We start from the raw sequence: 15,245 nt of genomic DNA on the forward strand, positions 1-15,245 counted from the left end.
CGGCCCGGCGCCACCGCCGCAGGAAGGACGACCGTGCAGGTCACCACCGACGACACCAGCGCGACCGACCGGGCCGCGCACCGAGCCCCCCGCCGCCGTTGGCGGTTCGCCGCCGTCCTGGCGGTGGTCATCACCCTCTGCGGGTCGGGGATCGGGCTGTACCTCAACGAGCGCGACACCCGCGAACAGACCAGGGAACTGGCGATCCCCTCGACGCCCGACTGGATCGAACTGGACGTCACCGCCCAGGACGTGGACCCGACCGCCCAGCAACTGACCCTCTACGTCACCCCCGTCCCGCACGGCAGGTTCGCCGCCGGGCCGGACTCCCAGACCTTCGCCCGCCCCGTCGAGATCACCGTCACCGGCACCCCCAAGGTGACCATCCGGGCGGCCGAGGGGGAGGCCGCGGCGTCCCAGCTCGTCCAGGTGGGGACGTACGACGGCACCAAGACGGACTACCCGTTCGACCGCTACCGCGCCGAGGCCGGCTTCACCGCCACCAGCGGGGGCGCGGCCGTGCCGGTCGGCCTGGTCCTCACCGACACCGACCCGTTCTTCGTCCTGCGCCCGCAGGTCACCACCGCGAGCTCCGGTGCCGTGACCCTGGAGGCGCGGATCACCCGGTCCCGCAGCACCTTCATCCTCTCCTGGTTCATGATCGCGGCCATGTGGGCCATCGCCCTGGCCGTCCTCGGCGCCGCCGAGGTGCTGTACCGCAAGCGCGAGGGGCTGGTCTGGCCCTCCCTGGGCTGGATGGCGGCGAGCCTGTTCGCCCTGATCGGCATGCGCAACGCGGCCCCCGGGTCGCCGCCGATCGGATCACTGATCGACTACGTGGCGTTCTTCTGGGCCGAGGGCGTCATCGCCGCCAGCCTGGCCTGCACCGCCTGGTCCGGCATCCGCACCGAGCACCGGCTGCGCCGCGAGCGGGAGGCGGCCGCCTAGGCCCTCTCTTTCGGATCACGCCAGGCGGTCGCCGCCGGAGCACGCACCTCGCCGGCTTGTCGTCGGTCGCCGATGCTCCGCATGGACTCCCTCCTCCGCACCGCCGATGCACGCACTCCAACGACGCCCACTGGTCCGACGTGATCCGAAAGAGAGGGCCGAGGGGCCGTGAGCGGATTCCCCCGAACGGCGGGTGCGTGCCGCGCCGGAATCTGACCTTCCGGTCAGTAGCCTGCGGAGCCGAACCCCGACACCAACCGGAACGAGGCCCCATGGCTCACCCCCGGCCGTCCCGCCGCTCAGTCCTGCGGTCCGGGGCCGCGCTCGCCGCGCTGGCCCTGGCCGGCGGCTGCTCCTCCGACGGCGGACCGGAGGAGCAGTCCGACCGGAGCGGTACGGCTTCGGGCGCGGCCCCGTCCACGAGCCCGGCGGCCGGGGGGTGGGCCATGCCGGCCGAGTCCGGCCCGCACACCCGCACCTTCATGGCCTGGCCGGCGCTGGAGGAGGTGTGGGGCGACCAGCTGCCCGGGGTCCGGCAGGACATCGCGGGGCTGGCCCAGGCGATCGCCGGCTTCGAACCGGTCGTCCTGCTGGCCCGCCCCGACCAGGCGGCCCAGGCCCGGCAGGCCGTCGGATCCTCGGTCGAGGTGCTCGAACTGAAGGTCGACGACCTGTGGGCCCGGGACACCGGCCCGACCTTCGTCACCGGCCCGCAGGGGCTGGCCGGGGTCGACTTCAACTTCAACGGCTGGGGCGACAAGCAGACCCACGCCAATGACAGCCTGGTCGCCCGCTACCTCCTCGACCACTACCGCATCACCCGCATCCAGGCGCCGATCACCGGCGAGGGCGGCGGCATCGAGGTGGACGGCGAGGGGACGCTGATGGCCACCGAGAGCTCCTGGGTCAACGGCAACCGCAACCCCGGCAAGTCCCGCGACCAGATCGAGGCGAGCCTCAAGGACCTGCTCGGCGTCGAGAAGGTGATCTGGTTCCAGGGCGTCGCCGGGCAGGACATCACCGACTGCCACGTCGACGCCCTCGCCCGCTTCGCCGAGCCGGGCATCGTGGTCCTGCACCGTCCCGCCGCCGACGCCCCGCCGGACGTCTGGACCACCGCCTCCGCGCAGGCGCTGCAGGTGCTGCAGACGGAGACGGACGCCCAGGGCCGCACGCTCAAGGTGGTCGACCTCCCCGAGCCCGACACCGCCCTGATCCCGGGCGCGGGCAAGGACTTCCTGGCCACGTACATCAACTACTACGTCTGCAACGGCGGCGTCATCGTCCCGCGCTTCGGGGACCAGGCCACCGACGACCGGGCGGCCGGCATCCTCGGCGACCTCCACCCGGGCCGCAAGGTCACCCAGGTCGGCATCAACCACATCGCCTCGGGCGGCGGGGGCATCCACTGCGCCACCCAGCAGCAGCCCGTGGCGCCCGGCTCCACCCCGTGACCGGTCGGGCTGCGGAGGGTCGGGCGGCGCGGGGGCGGGCCGCGCGGATCGGGCTCCGGACGGTCGGGCTCCGGACGGTCGGGTGACGCGGGTCCGGGCGGCGGCCGGTCCCTCCGCGGACCGTCAGGCGCCGGACGGCCGGGGGGTGGACGGCCGGGGGGTGGACGGCCGGGGGGTGGACGACAGCGATTCCAGCAGGGTCCGCAGCACCCGCTCGGCGTCCACCGTCCCGTCCAGCGACCCGATGGCGGCGAGCCCGTCCACGGCGGCGGCGAAGGCCTCCCCGAGGGGGACCGGGTCGCCGCCGTCGCCGCGTTCCTCCAGCAGGCAGCGGAACAGCCCCACGAAGGAGGCCCGCCAGCGCGCGTACTCGGCCTCCAGGCTCGCGCGGACGCGTTCGTCGTTGAGGGCGAGCCAGTGCAGGGCGGCGTGCAGTCGGGCCAGGTCGGGGCTCTCGGGCCGGGTGAGCAGTGTCAGGACCCGCTCGGAGCGCTCGGCGTAGCCGCCGGGGCCGGCGACCGCCTCCTCCAGCGGCGTGATCCACTCGGGCCGGATGTCCGCCACGACCGCGACGATCAGGTCGGTGCGGTCCGCGAAGTGGTAGTGGCACATCCCGTGCGAGACCCCGCACAGCGCGGCCACGTTGCGGGTGGTGAACCGTCCGGCGCCGTCGCCCGCGAGCAGGGTGCGGGCCGCCGCGATCAGCCGGGCCCGGGTCTGCTCGCCCTTGGCGGAAGCGCGGGTCCGGCCGGGGCCGCCCGCCGCGGAGGCCGTTCGTGCGGCCGTGCCTGTCGCCTGTGTCGCCATGGCCGTCACTGTAACGACCGGGGGAGTGCCGCAGGGGCGCATCGGGAACGATGGCTGCGCAAAGTATTGACCGAGCGCTTGGCCAGTTTTACCTTTTCGGTCAACTGCTGCACAAGCAGCGGACATTGACATGGAGGCAGTGATGGACGACCGCTCCAGAACCGAGACGACGGCCGCGGAGGGGCTCGGCCGCCGCCGGTTCCTGACGGCCGCCGGGATCGTCGTCGCCGGCACCGCGCTGACGGCCGCGACCGGCGGCCCGGCCCAGGCGGCGCAACGCCGCACCGCCATGGGTGCCGGCGCCGGCCTCGCCGCGGGCTTCCGGGTGCCGCTGGACACCGTCCGGCACACCCGCACCTGGATGGCCTGGCCGGACAGCAGCACCATCTGGCGCAACAAGCTCGGCGGTGTCCAGTCGAACATCGCCCTCATCGCCAGAACCATCGCGAAGTACGAGCCGGTCACCATGTGCGCCAACCCGGCCGGCGTGGCCAAGGCGCGGTCGATGTGCGGCTCGACCGTCACCGTCATCGGGGACGTCCCGGTCGACGACTGCTGGATGCGCGACACCGGCCCGGTCTTCCGCACCGACGGCGCGGGCGGCCTGGACACGATCGGCCTCAACTTCAACGGCTGGGGCAACCACCAGAACCCGCACGGCAACGACGCCCTGGTCGCCCAGCGCGTCGCCGCCTACCTCGGCCTGCCGTTCACCGCCGCCGGGCTGGTCGCCGAGGGCGGCGCCATCGAGACCGACGCGGCCGGGACGCTGATGGCCACCCGGAGCAGCATCCTCAACGCCAACCGCAACCCCGGCATGTCCCAGGCCGCGGTCGAGAGCGCGATGTGCGCCGCCTACGGCGCCACCAAGGTGATCTGGTTCAACGGTGTCGCCGGCCAGGACATCACCGACGACCACGTGGACGCCACCTCCCGCTTCCTCGGCGCGGGGACGGCCGCGGTCCAGATGCCGTTGGCGAGCGACACCGACGCCTGGTCGAACGACGCACGGCAGCAGTACCGGATCCTGACCACCTCCACCAGCGCCCAGGGAACCCCGTTCGGGGTCAGCCAGATCCAGGGGCCCGACTACAACCTGATCCGCTCGACCGACCCCAACTTCGTCGGCTCCTACGCCAACTACTACCTGTGCAACAACGCGGTGATCGCGGCGCAGTTCGGCGACACCAAGGCCGACAGTGCCGCCCGGGCCGCCCTGGCCCGGATGTTCCCCGGCCGCACCGTCGAACAGCTGAACATCGACAGCCTGGGCGCGGGCGGCGGCGGGATCCACTGCGTCACCCAGCAGCAGCCCGCGGCGTGAGGAGGTGGGGCCGGGTCCGGCCCGCCGACCGGACCCGGCCCCGGGCGCCGGGCCGACCCTCCGGGACGACCCGGGGAGCCGGCCCGCCGCCCGCTCAGCCCAGGGCGGGGATGTCGTGGGTGGCGCAGTGGATGCCACCGCCGCCGGCCGCGATCGCGTCGATCTTGACCGGCACGATCTCCCTGCCCGGGAAGTACTGCTTCATGATCTGCTGGGCCCGGTCGTCGGCCCTGGCATCGCCGAACTTCGGCAGGTAGACGCCCTTCGTGCCGATGTAGAAGTTCATGTACGAGGAGACGAAGGCGTCACCGCGCCCCGTGATCTTGTCCGGGTCCGGCTGCTGGAGCTCCACCACCTGGAGCTTGCGGCCCGTCGCGTCGGTGGCGTCCTTGAAGACGGCGCGGGCCTGGTCGGCCGAGCGGGACCAGACGTCCGGCGGGGTGCCGGGGAAGGCCTGGTCGAGCAGGACGACGCCGGGGGCGGCGAAGCGGGTCAGGCAGTCGACGTGGGCGTCGGTGATGTCCTTGCCCTTGACGCCCGCCAGCCAGATCACCTTGCTCACGCCGAGGACCCGCTTCAGCTCGGCCTCGACCTGGTCCCGGGTCATGCCCGGGTTGCGGTTGTCGTTGACGACGGAGCTCTCGGTCACCATCAGGGTGCCCTGGCCGTCGGTCTCGAAGGAGCCGCCCTCGGCGACCAGCCGGGTCTCGACCCGCTCCACGCCGTACTTGGCCAGCACCGTCCGGGCGACCTTGGCGTCGTTGCCGCGCTGCTGCTTGCCGCCCCAGCCGTTGAAGTTGAAGTCGACGCCCTTGATCGTGCCGCCCTCCTCGACGAACACCGGCAGGGTGTCCCGGGCCCACAGGTCGTCGACGGCGATCGGCACCACCTCGACGGCCGAGCCGCAGGCCTTCCGGGCGGCTTCCAGCTGCTCGGGGCGGGCCATCAGCACGACCGGTTCGCGTGCCGCGATGGCCTGGGCCAGGCCGGCGACGTCCCGGCGGACGTCCGGCAGCTGCTCGCCCCAGATGTTCTCGGAGGCCGGCCAGGACATCACGGTGCGCAGGTGCTTCTCCCACTCGGCGCCGAAGCGGCGCACACCGGGGGTGCCGCCGGGCTGCGGGGGCGGTACGACGCCGCCGTCCTCGATGGCGTTGGGGTCGCAGGCGGTGAGGCCGAGGGTGAGGGCGCCGACACCGGCGCCGACACCGGCGAGGCGGCGGATCAGGGTACGGCGGGACAGGGCAGGGGACATACGGGCACTCCGGCTGTGGTGGTCGGTGCGGTGGACGGGATGTGCGGTACGGCGGCCGCGGCTGCGACGCGGGCCGCCCGGTGGCTACGGCAGCGGTTCGTGCATGGTCGAGCAGTGGATGCCGCCGCCGCCGGCCATCAGGCGGTCGACGTCGATCTGCACCACCTCGCGGCCGGGGAAGGCCGCGGCGAGCGTCTCCCGGGCGGCGGCGTCCTTGTACGCGTCGCCGAACTCGGCGGTGATGACGCCCCCGTTGACGAGGACGAAGTTGAGGTAGGAGTCGACGAACTTGGAGCTGCGGGAGCGGACGGTGTCCGGGCCGTGCACCGGGATGACGTGCAGGCGGCGGCCCCGGGCGTCGGTGGCGGCGGAGAGGATCGCGAACTGCTCGCGGGCGTCCCGCGCCCAGGAGTCGTTGCGGTCCGCCGGCGGCAGCTGCACCATCACCACGCCGGGGCGGACGAACCGGGAGGTGACGTCCACGTGGTCGTCGGTGATGTCCTCGCCCCTGATGCCCGGCAGCCAGATCATGGTGTCCGCGCCGTAGGCCTCCAGGACGGACTCCTCGATCTCGGCCCGGCTCATGCCGCGGTTGCGGTTCTTGTTGACCAGGCTGCTCTCGGTGGCCATCACCGTGCCGTCGCCGTCGGTCTCGATCGCGCCGCCCTCGCCGACGAAGTCCGCGTACGTGTGGCGCAGGCCGCGGCGGGCGGCGAGGCGCTCGGCGACCCGGGCGTCGTCGTGGTGCACCTGCTTGTTGCCCCAGCCGTTGAAGTTGAGGATCACGGCGTCCAGGCCGCCGTACCCGTCCCGGCGGAACACCGGTGCGGTGTCGCGCATCCACAGGTCGTCGGTGGGGATGGCGGTGATCACCTCCACCCCGGAACCGCACCGGGACCGGGCCTTGTCGGCGGTCCAGTCGTCGGGGGCGCACATCACCACCGGCTCGAACTCGGCGATCGTGCGGGCGATCAGGGCGATGTCCTCCTGGACGCCGCCCAGGCGCAGTCCCCACACGCCCCTGCGGGAGGGCCAGGACATCCAGGTCCGCGCGTGCGGCACGTCGTCCGCCGGCACCCAGGGGTACGGCCCGGTGGAGCGGTCGTCGGGGTAGTGGGTCATGAGGGTCTCCAGATCGTGCGACGGTGCCGGGAAGGGCGCCGAGGGCCGCCGGATCCCACTCTTCGCGCCGCGACGCGGCGGCGCACCACGGGGACGGGCCGGCGGCAGCACCCTTCCTGCGGCTTCAGGCTCGCACTGACTGAAAGTTCAGTCAAACTCATGGGCGCGCCATAACGCATCCTTGACGGGATCCCCGCGCAGCGTGACAAGCCCTGCGCGGTCCGTACGGCTCAGGACCCGAGCCGGGCCACCTCGACCTCGATCGCCTCGGTCAGCAGGGTGCGGGCGTGCGCCAGCGGCAGGCTGCCGCTGAGCCAGCGCGTGCTCAGCCCCTCCAGCAGCGCGGTCAGCCGCTCCGCCGCGCCGGCCAGCGCGACCGCCGAGGCCATCGGCCGCACGTCGCCGAGCAGTTCGGCGATCTCCTGCACCCAGATCCGGGTGGCCCGCGCCAGGTCCTCGCGCAGCGTCTCGTCGAACACCGCGCTCGCCCGCAGCTCGCCCCAGGCGGTGCTGTTCTCCCGGACCTCCGGGGTGTCCTGGAGCTCCAGCAGCAGCGTCTGCTCCAACTCCTCGCGGGGCGTCAGCGGCGGGGCGTCCTCGGCACGTTCGGTCGTGTACCGCTCCGCCCGGTCGTTGATGAACTCCAGCGTCTGCCGGAGGATCCCCGTACGGTCCTTGAAGTGGTAGTAGATCAGCGCGGTGGACACACCCGCCTCGGCCGCGAGCTCCTCCACCCGAAGTCCGCGCACCCCGCGCCGCGCGATCACCCGCGCCGCTGCTTCCATGATCGACGTTTTACGACTGGCCACGATCGACCACCTTACCGGCGGCGCGGGCGCCGGTCCCGCCCTCCGGCTGACCGACCGATCAGCCGGAGCCGACGGCCCTGGCACGGAATGTGACGCAGGTCACGCCGGATCCAGAACCCGGGCGCCGGATCGCGCGTCTGGCTGGTGTGAGATCACGCAGGAGAGCACTGGACGAGCTGGACGAGGAGCGCCTCCTCCGGCTGGTGGCCAGGGGAGACCGCGGGGCGTTCGACGAGCTGTACCGGCGCACGTCGCCATGGCTGGCGGTGCGGCTGCGCCGCCGCTGCGCGGACGAGCAGATCGTCGCCGAAGTCATGCAGGAGACCTACCTCGCGGTGTGGCGCGCGGCCGGCGCGTTCGCCGGGAGCGCGGTCGGCGGGACGGCCGTCGGGTGGCTGTGGACGATCGCGGCACGCCGCCTCGTCGACGCGTTCCGGCGCCGCGCCCACCACGCCGAACCGCCGGTCGCCGCGGCCGCGCGGGCGGTGGTGCCCGCGGCGGAGGAGGAGGCGCTCGCCGGGACCGTCGGCGGCGACGTCGGCGACGCCCTGAGACGGCTGGCGCCGGAACTCCGCGAGGTACTGCAGGCCACGGTGCTCGACGGGCTCTCCGTCCGCGAGACCGCGGTCCTGCTCAGACTGCCCGAAGGCACGGTCAAGACCCGTGCCCGTCGGGCCCGGATCGCGATGCGGGAGGCGCTCGGATGAGCAGGGAACACGCGTCCAGTCAGTTGATCGACGACTACGCACGTGGCGACACGACGATCGCGGCGGACACGGTCTGGGCACTGGAGGCCCACCTGGAGACCTGCGCGCCCTGCCGGAGCCGGCTGGCGGCCTCCGTGGCCACCGGGGTGCCCGGCATCGCCGCGCTCGTCGACACCGTCCGGGCCGGCCTGGAACCGCAGTTGGACGCGGCGGCCGCAGTGGCCCCGCGGCGGTACCGGCCCGGATGGGTGTCGTCCTGGCTGACGCCGGTGATGACCCCGTGGCTGGCCATGACCGCCGTCGTCACCCTGCTGGCGCTGCTGCTGGACGCGGTCGCGCCGGCGGAGCGCTTCGGCGGCTCCTCACTGGTGTCGCTGATCGCGCCGGTGCTGCCGCTGTGCGGCGTCGCCGCGTCCTGGTCCAGCGGCCTGGACCCGGCACACGAACTGACCGCCTCGACCGCCCGGGCCGGTCTGCCCCTGCTGCTCAGGCGCACCACCGCGGTCCTCGTGGTGGTCCTGCCCCCGCTGCTGCTGGGGGGATGGCTGACCGGGACCATGACGGCCGCGCAGTGGCTGCTGCCCTCCCTGGCCTTCACCTCCACCGCCCTGGCACTGGGCAGCGTGGTCGGGGTGACCCGCGCCGCCGTCGGGCTGGCGCTCGCCTGGGGCGCCGTCGTCCTGGCCCCCGCGTCGCTCACCGGCCGCGTCCCCTCCGTCCTGCAACTGGCCCTGCAACCGGACCGGTTGCCCCTGTGGGGGCTGCTCCTCGCGCTCGGCGCCGGCGCCGTGATCGCCCGCAGGGACGCGTACTCGACGCTGTGAAACCCATGTCCACCCTTGAATGCCCACCATCGAAAGGGACCACCGCATGACACCCGTGACGAGCGCGGCCGACACCGCGCCGAAGACCTACGCCTGGGAGATCCGGGCCGACGGCCTGAAGGTCCGCGTCGGACGGAACAAGATGGCCGTCGACGGCCTCGACCTCTCCCTGGGCACCGGAGCCCACGGCCTCCTGGGGCCCAACGGGGCGGGGAAGACCACCCTGATCCGGACCCTGGCCACGGTGCTGCGCCCCACCGAGGGCGAACTGGAGATGCTCGGCACCTCCCTGGGCAGGACGGGCGACCACCGGGCCCTGCGCCGCCGCATCGGCTACCTCCCGCAGGACTTCGGCTACTACAAGCGCTTCACGGTGCGCGAGTTCGTCGAGTACATGGCCTGGTTGAAGGAGGTCCCCAAGAAGGACGTCCCCGAGGCCGTCCAGCGCGCCGTGGAACGGGTCGGCCTGGCCGACCGCGCCGACCACCGGATGAAGACCCTGTCCGGCGGCATGGTGCGGCGTGCCGGCATCGCCCAGGCCATCGTCAACTCCCCGGCGGTGCTGCTGCTGGACGAGCCGACGGCCGGCCTCGACCCGGCACAGCGGCTGCGCTTCCGCGAGCTGCTGAACGACCTGGGCCGCGACACCTGCGTGGTCGTCTCCACCCACCTCGTCGAGGACGTCGCCGCGGCCTGCTCCGACGTGGTCCTGTTCGCCGACGGCCGCCTCGTCTTCCAGGGCACGCCGGACGAACTGGCCGCCGCGGGCAGCACCGAGCACCCCGGCGACAGCCCCCTGGAGCGCGGCTACTCGGCGCTGCTCCGCACCTCCGGACAGCAGGGGAGCGCCTGGTGAACCGACGTGTGCTGCGAACCGAACTGAAGCGCTCGGCCGCCCCGTGGGCCGGAGCCGTCGTCCTGGGCGGCAGCCTGGCGGTCTTCCTCCTGTACGACGGAATCTGGTCGAGGGGCACCGCGGGGTGGACGGCCCAGTGGACCACCATGGCCATGTGGACCCGTTCCCTGCTGGCCTTCTGGCTGCCGCTCGTGGTCGGCATCGGGGCGGTGTACGGGCTGCGTGAACCCCGCTCGCGGATGACCGAACTGCTGACGACCACGCCGCTGCCCGCCTGGCGCCGTGCGGCGCTGCCGGCGGGTGCGATCGCGCTCGCGCTGGCGGTGGGCTTCGGCCTCCTCGTCGTCGTGGGCGGAGCGCAGGTGGCGTTCGGCCCGACCACCTACATGGGCGTCGGCTGGCTGCCGATCTCGCTGGTGGCGATCCTGGGCCTCGTCGCGGCCGCCGTGTTCGCCATGGGTGTCGCGCGGACGCTGCCCTCCGTCCTCACCCCGCCGGCCCTGGTGGTGGCCTGCCTCGCGGTGACGGGCATGCTGCGGATACGGATCGAAGGCGAGGTGCCGGAGAGCAGGACGTCGAACCGGATCGGCCTGCTGTCCCCGGTGACCGCGGACCCGCGGCAGATGCTGCTGACCCTCTCCGACTCCGTCCACCTCGGCCAGACGGTCTGGCTGCTCGGCCTGCTCGCCACCGGCCTCGCGCTGCTGGCGGCCGCCACCCGCCGGGCCCGGCTGCTCGCGGTGACCCCCGTCCTGGCCGGCGCCGCCGTGGCCCTGCTGGTCCTGCCGGCCGCCGCGCGCGACAGCTACGTCGTCGACAAGGCCGCCGCGGCCATGGTGTGCGACGGACCGGTGTGCGTGACCCAGGCCAGCCGGTCGCACCTGGCCGAGCTCGCGCCGCGCGGCCGGGAGGCGCTGCGCGTGCTGCACGAGTCCCTGGGCGACAAGGCGCCGACCTCGGTACGGGAGGACACCGCGCTGCGCGCGCTCGGCGATCCCCGCTCGCTCCCCGCCGACGCGGTGCTGGTCGACTTCGACGATCAGCTGTTCATCGACGCGACCGGCAACGACCTGACCCGCGCGCTGGTCGCCCAGGGGCTGGCACCGAGCTGCCACGCCCGCACCTCCCGGGAGGGCGGGTCGCAGAACGACATCGCCCTCCAGAGCGCCGTCGTGAGCTGGGCCCTCGGTGACCCCGCCCTCCGACCGATGGCGGAGCAGGACACCGACGCGTTCTCGCGCAGGGCATGGGCGGACGCCGACGCCCTCTGGCAGGAGCTGAAGGGGATGGCGCCCGCCGAGCAGCGCTCGCGGATCGCCGAGCTGCGCACCGCGGCCCTCTCCTGCACGGCAAGGCTGCGCGAGGTGCCGGTGGGAGGTGTGTCGTGATGAGGTGGCTGATGCTGTACGCGCGTTCACGGCAGGTGCCCGCCTCGGCCGCCGCGGTCGTGCTCGTGGCGCTGGCGGTGTGGGCCCTCACCCGGGGCTACGGTGCGGGCGCGACGGATGCGATGGACCCGACCGCGTTCTACCTGCTCACCGCGGGCGTGGCGGCCGGCTCCGTCGGGTTCGGCGGACAGGACCTCGCACTGGACCGGACGGCCGCGATCCGGTGGGCGCCCCGCCGGGCCGCGCACACGGTGCTGATCGGCGCGGTCGCCGGTGCGGCGCTGCTGGCGGTCCAGGCGGTGGGCCCGACGTTCGTCCCCACCGAGGTCGTCGTCCGGGACAGCGCGGGCCTGGTCGGCCTGGCCGCGCTCGGGGCGGTGCTCTGCGGGGCGCACCTGGCCTGGGCCCTGCCGACCGGCTGGCTGGCGTTCGCCGTCCTCGTCCCGCCGCTGCCGCCCACCACCGTGGGGAAGGCCTTCGGCTGGATGACCTTTCCCCCCGGCACGGAGGCGTCCACCTGGACCGCGGTGGTGCTGCTGGTGACCGGCGGCGCGCTGTACGCCGCTGTCGGCCCGAGGCGCTGACTCAGGGCCCGCCCGCGGCTTCCGGGCGCGGGCGGGCGGCCGGCCGGGCCCTCGGCGACGTGGCGGACCTGCTCAAGCGCCACCCCGGCCTCGACGCGTACTCCTCCGACGCCCACGGGGTGCCGGCGCCGCTCGGCTGACGGACGACCGTTCCGGTGTCCCGGCCGAGTCCCCCCGGATGTCGTTCATGGCCCGTTTGCCGTACGCCGGGGCGCAGTTGGTGGGATCGTCCTGTCAGTACACCGACAAGAAGGAGTGTCCCCCTTGACCTCTCACCCCAGGCGCGGCACCCGCTCGCGAACCCTCCCGGCACTGGCGGCGGCGCTGTGCGGGATCGTCGGTGCCACCGCGCTCGGCACCACCCCGGCGGCGGCCGCCGCCGACCAGCGTCACCCGATCTACGCCATCGCGCACCGGGTCGACACCCTGGACGGCGTGGACGCCGCGATCAACCACGGCGCCAACGCCATCGAGATCGACGTCTGCGCCTGGTGGAACCCGAACGAGTGGCGCGCCTACCACGACTGTTCCTCGGCCGGCGAGAACCGGCTCGGCCCCAGCTTCGACAGCATGCTCGACCGCATCGTCTCCAACGCCAACGCGGGGCGCCGGCTGTCGCTGGTCTGGCTGGACATCAAGGACCCCAACTACTGCGGCGAGGAGCCCAACCGCACCTGCAGCGTCGCCGGACTGCGCGACAAGGCCCAGCGGCTGACGGCCGCCGGCATCCAGGTGCTCTACGGCTTCTACGAGTACCACGGCGGCAGCACCCCGGACGTCGGCGGCCGGGGCTGGAAGAGTCTGGAGGGCAGGCTCGGCCCGCTGGAGGGCATCACCACGACCGGCACCCGCGACCAGGTGCAGAGCGCCTTCGCCAAGTCCGGCACCGGATTCCCGGCCGGCCGCCGGGCGATGGACTACGGCGACAGCGACATCACCAAGGGCTTCGGCAACTGCACGGAGGCCACCTACAACACATGCGCGGAACTGAAGAAGGGAGCCGCCGACCGGGCCGCCGGACGACTCGCGGCCACCCTCTCCTGGACGACCACCTACAACGACCCCTGGTACGTCGACAAGCTGCTGGGCGACGCGCAGGTGGACGGCATCATCGCCGGCTACGGCGCCTTCACCGGCGTGCGGGAGTACGACAACAGCTGGCAGTGCGCCAACGCCGTCAACCTGGTCAGGGACTGGGTGAACCACCACAGCGGCACCCACCGCATGGCCACCAGCGGCGACCGCCTGTTCAGGTAGGGGACGGCCCGGCCCGACCGCACCCGGCGCAGGCCGGGTGCGGTCGGCTGCCTTTCGGCGGGGTGGCCGCTGGTGGGGTGGCGGCCGGTGGGGTGGCAGCCGCTGGGCGGCGGTCAGCAGGTCGGGGCGGCGGGCTCGGCCAGCGGTTCGTCGTCAGCGCCCGGCTCCAGGCCGCGGAGCAGGTGGGTGAGCAGGTCGTCGAAGACCTCGTCCAGGGCCGGGCCGGAGAGCCGACCGCTCGCGGTCTGGGCGGCCACGCCGTGGACGGCGGTGAAGAGGATGGCGCCGATCCGGTCGGCGTCGCCGGCCCGGATCAGTCCCTGGGCCTGGCCGAGGGCGATGAGCGCGCGGAGGTCGTCCTTCAGCGGCTGCCAGGCGAGCTCCAGTCCGTCCGTCACGGCGGGGTCGTGCTTGCGGGCGAAGGCCAGCTCCAGCAGTGCGCCGTGGTCGGCGGCGAAGTCGACGTACGCGCGGGCGACGGCGAAGGCCCGCTCGCGGAAGCCGTCCCCACTCCTGGCGAGACCGCTGCGGGCCGCGGCGGTGAGCCGCTGGATGCCGGCGAGCGCGAGGGCGTCGAGCAGGGCGCGCCGGTCCTTGAAGTGGCGGCTGGGCGCGGCGTGGCTCACGTCGAGCGAGCGGGCGAGCTCGCGCAGGGACAGCGCGTCGGCGCCCTGCTCGCGCAGGGTCTGTTCGGCGCGTTCCAGTAGCGCGGCGCGGAGGTCTCCGTGGTGGTAGTGGCCCGTTCGCATGGGCATCAGCATACGAGCATGTAGTCGTTGACAACATTGTTGTCGGTGTCTACATTGGGGCCCGTGGAGCGGACCCGGGTCTTCGCCGACCGCTGACCGCTGACCGCCGACTGCCGAGTGCCAGCCGCCAACCGCAACCGAACCCCGTCGCATCGAGGAGAGTCATGGACTTCGCCCGCAAGACCACCCTGATCACGGGAGCGTCCACCGGCATCGGGGCCGCCTTCGCCCGCGAGCTCGCCGCCCGCGGGTCGGACCTCGTCGTCGTCGCCCGCAGCGAGGACAAGCTGAACCGCCTCCAGCAGGAGCTGAGGGCGGCGCACGGCGTCACCGTGCACGTCGTCCCGCTCGACCTCGCCCGCCCCGGCGCCGCCGCGGAGCTGCAGGACCGCGTCGAGGAGCTGGAGGTGACGGTCGACGTCCTGATCAACAACGCGGGCTTCGCGACCTTCGGCGCCGTCGCCACGAGCGATCCGACCAGGATGGCCGAGGAGGTGCAGCTCAACTGCGCCACGCTCACCGACCTGACCGCCCGGCTGCTGCCCGGCATGGTCGAGCGCGGCCGGGGCGCGGTGGTCAACGTAGCCAGTACGGCCGCATTCCAGCCGATTCCCCGGATGGCCGTCTACGGCGCCACCAAGGCGTACGTGCTCTCCTTCACCGAAGCCCTGGCGAACGAACTCCGCGGCAGCAACGTCCGGGCCCTGGCGATCTGCCCCGGTGCCACCGACACCCCCTTCTTCGACGTCGCCGGCGAGCAGGCCGCCGTGGGCATCCGCCGGCGGCCCGAGCAGGTCGTCGCCACCACGCTGGCAGCGCTGGAGAAGGGGCGGCCGAGCGTCGTCGACGGCTTCCTCAACCGTCTCGGGACCCTGGCGCCCCGACTCCTGCCGCGACGCGCCACGGTTGCGGTCGCCGAGCGGGTCACCCGGCCGAGCCCGGCGGTCTGAGCATTTGGTCTCCGACCCGGAGGGGAGTAGTGTTCTCCGGGTTGCCCCACGGGACGGCCCCTCGGAACGAGTTCGAATCTGAATTCGAGAATGACCGGGGAAAACGGACCGAAAAGCTCTGATAGAGTTCGGGAGCGCCGAAAGGCGAAAGCGAATCGAATGAATGAAACTCCGGAAAACGGAGCGGAAAACATCTGATAAGCTGGAAACA

Annotated in this window: 15 protein-coding genes; 10 read left to right on the forward strand and 5 right to left on the reverse strand. The window is 73.2% G+C overall.

From position 1 onward, the window contains the following. Nucleotides 1–33: 33 nt before the first annotated feature. Nucleotides 34–948 (forward strand): DUF4436 family protein, encoded by a 915-nt coding sequence (locus ACFVVA_RS16565; RefSeq protein ID WP_387690070.1) that lies wholly within the window; start codon nt 34–36, stop codon nt 946–948. A gap of 272 nt (nt 949–1,220) precedes the next feature. Beyond that, on the forward strand, nt 1,221–2,402 hold the full coding sequence (locus tag ACFVVA_RS16570; protein WP_387690072.1) for an agmatine deiminase family protein: 1,182 nt from the start codon (nt 1,221–1,223) through the stop codon (nt 2,400–2,402). A gap of 123 nt (nt 2,403–2,525) precedes the next feature. Here ACFVVA_RS16570 and ACFVVA_RS16575 read toward each other — a convergent pair whose 3' ends face one another. Continuing rightward, nucleotides 2,526–3,209, reverse strand: coding sequence for a TetR/AcrR family transcriptional regulator (locus ACFVVA_RS16575; protein ID WP_387690074.1), 684 nt, complete (start codon nt 3,207–3,209; stop codon nt 2,526–2,528). A 142-nt stretch (nt 3,210–3,351) separates the two neighbouring features. On the opposite strand from ACFVVA_RS16575, the gene ACFVVA_RS16580 reads away from it, so the two are divergent. Continuing rightward, the gene (locus ACFVVA_RS16580) at nt 3,352–4,533 is read left to right on the forward strand and encodes an agmatine/peptidylarginine deiminase (RefSeq protein WP_387690076.1); all 1,182 of its coding nucleotides are present in this window, start codon (nt 3,352–3,354) and stop codon (nt 4,531–4,533) included. A gap of 94 nt (nt 4,534–4,627) precedes the next feature. Here ACFVVA_RS16580 and ACFVVA_RS16585 read toward each other — a convergent pair whose 3' ends face one another. From ACFVVA_RS16585 to ACFVVA_RS16595, 3 genes are all read right to left on the reverse strand, one after another. Further along, nucleotides 4,628–5,788, reverse strand: coding sequence for an agmatine/peptidylarginine deiminase (locus ACFVVA_RS16585; protein ID WP_387690077.1), 1,161 nt, complete (start codon nt 5,786–5,788; stop codon nt 4,628–4,630). A gap of 84 nt (nt 5,789–5,872) precedes the next feature. Then, on the reverse strand, nt 5,873–6,910 hold the full coding sequence (locus ACFVVA_RS16590) for an agmatine/peptidylarginine deiminase (RefSeq protein ID WP_387690079.1): 1,038 nt from the start codon (nt 6,908–6,910) through the stop codon (nt 5,873–5,875). A 230-nt stretch (nt 6,911–7,140) separates the two neighbouring features. Further along, nucleotides 7,141–7,695, reverse strand: coding sequence for a TetR/AcrR family transcriptional regulator (locus tag ACFVVA_RS16595; protein ID WP_387690081.1), 555 nt, complete (start codon nt 7,693–7,695; stop codon nt 7,141–7,143). 170 nt (nt 7,696–7,865) lie between these two features. Here ACFVVA_RS16595 and ACFVVA_RS16600 point away from each other — a divergent pair, with 170 nt between their 5' ends. From ACFVVA_RS16600 to ACFVVA_RS16625, 6 genes are all read left to right on the forward strand, one after another. Continuing rightward, the gene (locus ACFVVA_RS16600; RefSeq protein ID WP_387690083.1) at nt 7,866–8,426 is read left to right on the forward strand and encodes an RNA polymerase sigma factor; all 561 of its coding nucleotides are present in this window, start codon (nt 7,866–7,868) and stop codon (nt 8,424–8,426) included. Beyond that, complete coding sequence (locus ACFVVA_RS16605; protein ID WP_387690085.1) at nt 8,423–9,250, forward strand: zf-HC2 domain-containing protein; 828 nt, start codon at nt 8,423–8,425, stop codon at nt 9,248–9,250. The genes ACFVVA_RS16600 and ACFVVA_RS16605 overlap by 4 nt, the downstream gene beginning before the upstream one ends. A 46-nt stretch (nt 9,251–9,296) precedes the next feature. Beyond that, complete coding sequence (locus ACFVVA_RS16610; RefSeq protein ID WP_387690087.1) at nt 9,297–10,106, forward strand: ABC transporter ATP-binding protein; 810 nt, start codon at nt 9,297–9,299, stop codon at nt 10,104–10,106. Further along, a complete protein-coding gene (locus ACFVVA_RS16615) occupies nt 10,103–11,494 on the forward strand; it encodes a hypothetical protein (RefSeq protein WP_387690088.1) in 1,392 nt (463 codons plus the stop codon). The genes ACFVVA_RS16610 and ACFVVA_RS16615 overlap by 4 nt, the downstream gene beginning before the upstream one ends. Further along, a complete protein-coding gene (locus ACFVVA_RS16620; protein WP_387690090.1) occupies nt 11,494–12,078 on the forward strand; it encodes a hypothetical protein in 585 nt (194 codons plus the stop codon). Before ACFVVA_RS16615 ends, ACFVVA_RS16620 begins: the two co-directional genes overlap by 1 nt. Before the next feature lie 255 nt (nt 12,079–12,333). After that, on the forward strand, nt 12,334–13,335 hold the full coding sequence (locus ACFVVA_RS16625) for a phospholipase (RefSeq protein WP_387690092.1): 1,002 nt from the start codon (nt 12,334–12,336) through the stop codon (nt 13,333–13,335). Between the two features lie 113 nt (nt 13,336–13,448). Here the strand turns inward: ACFVVA_RS16625 and ACFVVA_RS16630 are convergent, their stop codons facing one another. Further along, complete coding sequence (locus tag ACFVVA_RS16630) at nt 13,449–14,084, reverse strand: TetR/AcrR family transcriptional regulator (RefSeq protein WP_387690094.1); 636 nt, start codon at nt 14,082–14,084, stop codon at nt 13,449–13,451. Between the two features lie 164 nt (nt 14,085–14,248). Here ACFVVA_RS16630 and ACFVVA_RS16635 point away from each other — a divergent pair, with 164 nt between their 5' ends. Then, complete coding sequence (locus ACFVVA_RS16635) at nt 14,249–15,034, forward strand: SDR family NAD(P)-dependent oxidoreductase (RefSeq protein ID WP_387690096.1); 786 nt, start codon at nt 14,249–14,251, stop codon at nt 15,032–15,034. The last annotated feature ends 211 nt before the right edge of the window (nt 15,035–15,245 follow it).

This window comes from Kitasatospora sp. NPDC058048 (assembly GCF_042885555.1).
GTDB lineage: Bacteria > Actinomycetota > Actinomycetes > Streptomycetales > Streptomycetaceae > Kitasatospora > Kitasatospora lactacystinica.

Excerpts from the sequence above, each read along its gene's own strand:
- ACFVVA_RS16570 (WP_387690072.1), top strand. The coding sequence starts at position 1,221 with ATGGCTCACCCCCGGCCGTCCCGCCGCTCAGTCCTGCGGTCCGGGGCC.
- ACFVVA_RS16575 (WP_387690074.1), bottom strand. The coding sequence starts at position 3,209 with ATGGCGACACAGGCGACAGGCACGGCCGCACGAACGGCCTCCGCGGCG.
- ACFVVA_RS16580 (WP_387690076.1), top strand. The coding sequence starts at position 3,352 with ATGGACGACCGCTCCAGAACCGAGACGACGGCCGCGGAGGGGCTCGGC.
- ACFVVA_RS16585 (WP_387690077.1), bottom strand. The coding sequence starts at position 5,788 with ATGTCCCCTGCCCTGTCCCGCCGTACCCTGATCCGCCGCCTCGCCGGT.
- ACFVVA_RS16590 (WP_387690079.1), bottom strand. The coding sequence starts at position 6,910 with ATGACCCACTACCCCGACGACCGCTCCACCGGGCCGTACCCCTGGGTG.
- ACFVVA_RS16595 (WP_387690081.1), bottom strand. The coding sequence starts at position 7,695 with ATGGAAGCAGCGGCGCGGGTGATCGCGCGGCGCGGGGTGCGCGGACTT.
- ACFVVA_RS16605 (WP_387690085.1), top strand. The coding sequence starts at position 8,423 with ATGAGCAGGGAACACGCGTCCAGTCAGTTGATCGACGACTACGCACGT.
- ACFVVA_RS16610 (WP_387690087.1), top strand. The coding sequence starts at position 9,297 with ATGACACCCGTGACGAGCGCGGCCGACACCGCGCCGAAGACCTACGCC.
- ACFVVA_RS16620 (WP_387690090.1), top strand. The coding sequence starts at position 11,494 with ATGAGGTGGCTGATGCTGTACGCGCGTTCACGGCAGGTGCCCGCCTCG.
- ACFVVA_RS16630 (WP_387690094.1), bottom strand. The coding sequence starts at position 14,084 with ATGCGAACGGGCCACTACCACCACGGAGACCTCCGCGCCGCGCTACTG.
- ACFVVA_RS16635 (WP_387690096.1), top strand. The coding sequence starts at position 14,249 with ATGGACTTCGCCCGCAAGACCACCCTGATCACGGGAGCGTCCACCGGC.